Here is a 5,748-nt window from a genome sequence, read left to right as displayed (position 1 = left end):
GGCATAGTCCGGGCCAGGAGCGCACGCCGGCTGGCGGGATCGGTTCGTCGGATACCGTCCGGCCGGACCGCCGGCCGGCGGACAGGAGGCGGGCAGGAGGACAGATAGCCGCCGGCCGCGAAAACGGGCAACCGGGCAACCGCCGCCGCTCGTCCGAGGGCATTCTCCGGACCCCTCGACCCGACACTCTCCATCGTTTCCGGCGGACGGAACGACCGGCACGCGGCGGACATCCGACCCGCCCCGGTCCGATGCACGACCTGCCGATTTCCCGTACTATGCCGGCCCCACGGTTCCCCGGTCGCTCCGACGGCTGGGGGACCACTGTTTACCGGGCGAGGGACCCCGCTCCTCGCGTAACGCCGCCTCCGCTGGCGACCAGCAGGTTTCGGCCACATTAGCGGACACGCACCGGGCCTTCGGTAACCGTTCACCTACCGCCCCGCCCCACGGAACCCCTTCGTCCACCGTGGCGGCCCGACAGGCAATTTTCACAATCGGCGTTCGATCGAATCCGCCGTGTGCAAAAATCACAACGCTGCAAGTTACCGCCCGATTTCCGTTGTTTTTCTCACAAAAACAGGCTTCAACGGACGAAGCGTAGTATCAGGCCGATCACTCGCGTCGATCTCGTAGCAGGGCCGTCACACCTTTGTTGACATGTCACACATCTGGCCTGATACGGGACTCTCCGCTCATCGTCGCCCATCGGCAAACAGGGTGATCGGCCAAGCACAAATGCCTCCGCACGTCGTACCGCCAGGTTGATGAGCGGGCGCGCACGCGCGATACCAGGCCGTCGGTTCCTGCTCAAGCAGGCGCGCCGAGTGTGCTCTTTTTCACGCACCCTATTCAATGCTTGGCGACTCGCCGGGCGGCGTGGTTATGGTTTTCGCCGTGCCCGGCAACAACGCCGGGCATTCGTCGGGCGGCACGCCGAATCCTGCCCCCGGCCGACGATTTCTCGAACCGGGCGGCAGGAACGGGGGACCCATCTCCGAGTATCGAAAGGATTCGATGCTCTCGGGGTGAAGCCATGTGCGACGACCACACGGAAAGGTGTTTCCGGTGCGGCTTCCGTCTCCAGGGAATCCCTGGCACGGCCGGGCAGTTCCCAGCCCGAATCCGACAGCTCACCTCGCAGGCGTGGGGAAGGACCACAAGACATGTCCGACGCACGTATCAGTGGCCGACAATGCCGCGCCGGTACCCGCAGCCGGGCCCGGGCCCTCGTGGTCGCACCCGTACTCGCGGCAGCGGTGGGCGGCACCTTCGCGCTCAGCCAGCCGGCCGGTGCGGCCACCACCTGGACGGGCCTGCGGCAGTGCGAGTCCGGCGGTGACTACACGATCAACACCGGCAACGCGTACTACGGCGCCTACCAGTTCTCCGCCAGCACCTGGCACGGCCTCGGCTACAGCGGTCTGCCGCACCAGGCTCCCCCGGCTGTCCAGGACGAGGCCGCACTCAAGCTCGCCCGGCGGTCCGGCTTCGGCCAGTGGCCGACCTGTGGCCGCGGGATGGGCGCCGACCAGCTCGCGGGCGGCTCGTCGAGCTCCTCGGGCCAGGCGTCGCGCACGGCGGAACGCAGTGAGCTGACGGTCAGCCCCATCTCCGTGAGCACCCCCGTATTCACCCGTAACCTGACGACCGCACTGGCCAGGCAGGTACGCGACGACGTGCGGGCCTGGCAGGCCCGCGTCAACCATCTGGGGTATCCGATCACGATCGACGGCCGTTACGGACCACGCTCCGCCGCAGTCGCCCGCGCCCTGCAGGCCGCCAAGGGACTCACCGTCGACGGCATCGTCGGCCCGGCGACCTGGCGGGCCACCTTCAGCTGATCCTCTCTATCAGCTCTATCAGCTGATCCATTCACTCCGTCAGCTCCGTCAGCTGATCTCTTCACTCCGCTCCCGCGACGGGGGACGACCGCCGCGGCAACCGGACATCCCACCCCGGCGACACCGGTCAGGGGATCTCACCTCGACGACGGGCCGGCCCGACCGGCCTCCGGACGATCTCCGGTTGACGGCCCGTACGGGCTGGCCCGTGCAACCCACCACCAACATCACCCGGACCACACCCTGACCGGCCTCCGGCAGGGCCGATCTTCGGCAGAGCCGATCTTCGGCAAAGCCGGCGAGGAACAGCAGGACCAGCGAGCCACCTGCGGAACCTGTACGGAAGTGGCACGATTCGCGCGATCCTCACTGGTTACTCCGGACCACCCCGGTTTGCGCTCCATGAGCGGTTCTCGCTAGAGTGCCGCTCACTCGCCTCGTCGGCGAGGCCGCCCGGACGGACGCCGAGTCCTGCCCCCGTGCGAGCGGCCGGAACGAACATCAACCGCAGCGGGCAGGAGTGGGGGACCCACATTTCGGGCGCCGCAAGCAGCGTCCTTGGGGTAAAGCCGGTGCATCCCGGTCCATGGTGGAGAGCGGTTCCTACTCGCCACCCGGGGTCGGATCCTCCGGCCGGGCCATCCCAGCCCGCACCCGACAGCTCACCCCGCAGGCGACGGGATTGGACGAACATGCCCTCTGGGCGTCGTGGCGGCAGACATCGAGCACCGCAGGCCCCATCGCCCGCCGGTCGCATCCTGCGCACCACCGGCGCGGTCACGGCCATCGTCGGCAGCGGCCTCGCGGTCACCGCGGCTCCGGCGGGCGCGGCCACCGCCGATGACTTCACCAAGCTCCGCCAGTGCGAGTCCGGCGGCAACTACGCGATCAACACCGGCAACGGCTTCTCCGGTGCCTACCAGTTCGACGACCGGACCTGGCACGGGCTCGGGTACTCCGGCCGGCCGTACCAGGCGTCGCCCGCCACGCAGGACGAGGCGGCCGCGAAGCTCTACAACCAGCGGGGCTGGCAGCCATGGCCGTCCTGCTCGGTCAAGATGGGCCTGACCAACAACGGCCCGGCCAGTGTCCCGGGCGGCTCTGGCGACGTCATCCAGCAGGCCATCACCCCGGTGGAACCCCCCATGACGCTGGACCGGGCTCGCCGGGAGATGGGGGACGGCTCGTTCAGGGGCACGGTCCTCGACGCGTCCCTCAGCGACGACGTCCGCCCGGAGGCCTTCGTCTGGCAGGACAGAATGCGCCAGAAGGGCTTCGTACTCACCGTCGACGGCAAGTTCGGACCGCAGTCGCAGGGCATCGCCGCGCTGTACTCGTACCTCACCCGGGTGAACGACGGTCAACCCGGGGTCGTCGGCCAGAATCTGTGGAACGTCAGCGTCAGGGCCTGACCGACCTGGTCACCGTGCGCGCAGGGCGGGCGCGTCCGGGGTGACCTCCATGACGTGTGCGGCCAGTCGTCGGGCAGGATGCACTCATGACGACGCCGTCCGCCTCGGGAAAGCCCAACCTGCTCTCCGGTCCGCCGCCGACGCTCCTGCCCTCCGACGCGGCCGCGACCGAGGCGCTGGCCGCCGGTGATCCGCCGGATGCCGTCGCCGCCCGGCTGCCCGCGTTCAGCGCGCCCTGGGCCGCGCTCGCCGAGCTCGCGCTCACCGGCGGACGACCCGTCGAGGCCTATCCCTACGCCCGCACGGGCTATCACCGCGGCCTCGACGCCCTGCGCCGCTCGGGCTGGAAGGGCAACGGGCCGATCCCCTGGTCACACGAACCCAACCGCGGGTTCCTGCGTTCACTCGCCGCTCTCGTCCGGGCGGCCGCGGCCATCGGGGAGGCCGAGGAGGCCACCCGCTGCCGGGCGTTCCTGACCGACAGCGATCCCGTCACCGCCAGTGAGCTCGGCTTCACCTGACAGTGAGTTCATCAGGCCGCGTCGGTGGTGGAGGCCAGCGAGGACGCCGCAGCCGGCCCCACGGCCCCGCCATCCCTAGTAACCTCGCCGGGTGCCTGCTCTTGTCCTCATCGGTGCCCAGTGGGGCGACGAGGGAAAAGGAAAGGCGACCGACCTCTTGGGCGGCGCCGTCGATTACGTCGTCCGATACCAGGGTGGCAACAACGCCGGCCACACCGTGGTCATCGGGGCGGAGAGCTACGCGCTCCACCTGATTCCCAGTGGCATGCTGCGAGCCGACTGCGTTCCCGTGATCGGCAACGGGGTCGTCATCGACCCGGGCGTGCTGCTGGCCGAGATGGACGGGCTCACCGCCCGCGGCATCGACGTCTCCCGGCTCCTGATCAGCGCGAACGCCCACCTGATCATGCCCCATCACCGGGCGCTGGACCGGGTCATCGAGCGATACCTGGGCAAGGCGCGGATCGGTACCACCGGTCGCGGCATCGGTCCCACCTACGGCGACAAGGTTGCCCGTACGGGCATCAGAGTGCAGGATCTCCTCGACCCGGGCATCTTCCACAAGAAGCTCGAACTGGTGCTGCGGGAGAAGAACCAGGTCCTGGCCAAGGTCTACAACCGGCGCCGGATCGAGCTAGACGAGGTGGCCGAGGAGTACGCCGACTACGCGAAACGCCTCCAACCCCACATCGCCGACACCGGCCTGATTCTCGACCGGGCGCTGCGCGCGGGCAAGGTCGTGCTGCTCGAAGGCTCCCAGGGCACTCTCCTCGACGTCGATCACGGCACCTACCCGTTCGTCACGTCATCGAACCCGACCGCCGGCTACGCGGCCACCGGCGCCGGCATCGGCCCGACGAGGATCAGTCGGGTGATCGGCATCATCAAGGCCTACACGACCCGGGTCGGCGCCGGCCCCTTCCCCACCGAACTGGACGACAAGGTCGGAGAGGAGCTGCGCCGCATTGGCGGGGAGTTCGGCGTGACGACCGGCCGGGCACGGCGCACCGGCTGGTTTGACGCCGTAATCGCCCGCTACGCGGTGCGGGTCAACGGCCTGACCGACCTTTTCCTCACCAAGCTGGACGTCCTGTCGGGCTTCGACCGGGTGCCCATCTGCGTCGGCTACGACATCGGCGGCGAACGGGTCGACGAGATGCCCATGACCCAGACCGAGTTCCACCACGCCAAGCCGATCTACACCGACCTGCCCGGCTGGCACGAGGACATCTCCGGCGTCCGGTCGTTCGCCGACCTGCCCGGCACCGCGAAGGACTACATCAGGGCGTTGGAGGAGTTCTCCGGCGCCCCGGTGTCGGCGGTCGGCGTCGGTCCCGGGCGGGACCAGACGCTCGTCATCAATGACCTGGTCTGAACAAACTGGTCCGAAAAGACCTGGTCTGATCCCGCCCGGCGCGGGCCAAGATCCGGTCGGTTCCGGTTGCAGCCGGAAGCATTACCATCGACGCTTGGGCGGTCACGCAAAGCAATGACGTCCGGGGGTGGTGGCGGTGGCCGTTGTCAGGTCCCGGCCGTCGGATGACGACCCTTCCATCCCCGGGCGGACACCGCTGTCGCTGCCGGAACCGGCCGAAGCCCCGCAACCGGCCCGTTGGCCACCGGCCGTGAGACGCGGTTACCTGCACCCGACCGACTCCGACGCCTGGCCGGTCGGGTTCTCCCCCACCGGCGAGGCTCTGCCACAGACACTGACCGACGTGCTGCTGCGGGGCAGCCACGCCATCCGGAGCTCGAAGCGGGCCGAGGCGCAGCGGCTCGAACGCGCCGCGGCCGTCGCCGGTCACGTCGACGCCCAGATCCGTGACTTCCTGGACTTCTGCGCGGCCGAACACCTGGTACCACCGGTCACGGTGCGGGGGGCCCGCACCGCGCCGCACCGCGCGCCGGCGCGGTACCGCGCTGTCTCTTATACACATCTGACGCTGCCGACGACTAGTCGAGTGTAGATCT

Annotated in this window: 5 protein-coding genes and 2 riboswitches; all 5 genes read left to right on the top strand. The window is 69.2% G+C overall.

From position 1 onward, the window contains the following. The first annotated feature begins 924 nt into the window (after positions 1–924). Positions 925–1,160: riboswitch (cyclic di-AMP (ydaO/yuaA leader) on the top strand. Between the two features lie 6 nt (positions 1,161–1,166). The 5 genes from AC08OU_RS21860 to AC08OU_RS21840 all read left to right on the top strand — a co-directional run bounded on the left by AC08OU_RS21860 (position 1,167) and on the right by AC08OU_RS21840 (position 5,744). Beyond that, positions 1,167–1,844, top strand: a complete 678-nt coding sequence (locus AC08OU_RS21860) for a transglycosylase family protein (RefSeq protein WP_476601953.1) — start codon at positions 1,167–1,169, stop codon at positions 1,842–1,844. Between the two features lie 493 nt (positions 1,845–2,337). Next, positions 2,338–2,534, top strand: a riboswitch (cyclic di-AMP (ydaO/yuaA leader). 2 nt (positions 2,535–2,536) lie between these two features. After that, the gene (locus tag AC08OU_RS21855) at positions 2,537–3,256 is read left to right on the top strand and encodes a transglycosylase family protein (protein WP_462186404.1); all 720 of its coding nucleotides are present in this window, start codon (positions 2,537–2,539) and stop codon (positions 3,254–3,256) included. 86 nt (positions 3,257–3,342) lie between these two features. After that, the gene (locus AC08OU_RS21850) at positions 3,343–3,777 is read left to right on the top strand and encodes a DUF3151 domain-containing protein (protein ID WP_476601954.1); all 435 of its coding nucleotides are present in this window, start codon (positions 3,343–3,345) and stop codon (positions 3,775–3,777) included. A 91-nt stretch (positions 3,778–3,868) separates the two neighbouring features. After that, a complete protein-coding gene (locus AC08OU_RS21845) occupies positions 3,869–5,152 on the top strand; it encodes an adenylosuccinate synthase (protein WP_476601955.1) in 1,284 nt (427 codons plus the stop codon). A gap of 250 nt (positions 5,153–5,402) precedes the next feature. Next, on the top strand, positions 5,403–5,744 hold the full coding sequence (locus AC08OU_RS21840; protein ID WP_476605666.1) for a hypothetical protein: 342 nt from the start codon (positions 5,403–5,405) through the stop codon (positions 5,742–5,744). The last annotated feature ends 4 nt before the right edge of the window (positions 5,745–5,748 follow it).

It is taken from the genome of Frankia sp. CcMO1, assembly GCF_977945845.1.
This window is presented reverse-complemented; position numbering and strand designations above follow the sequence as displayed.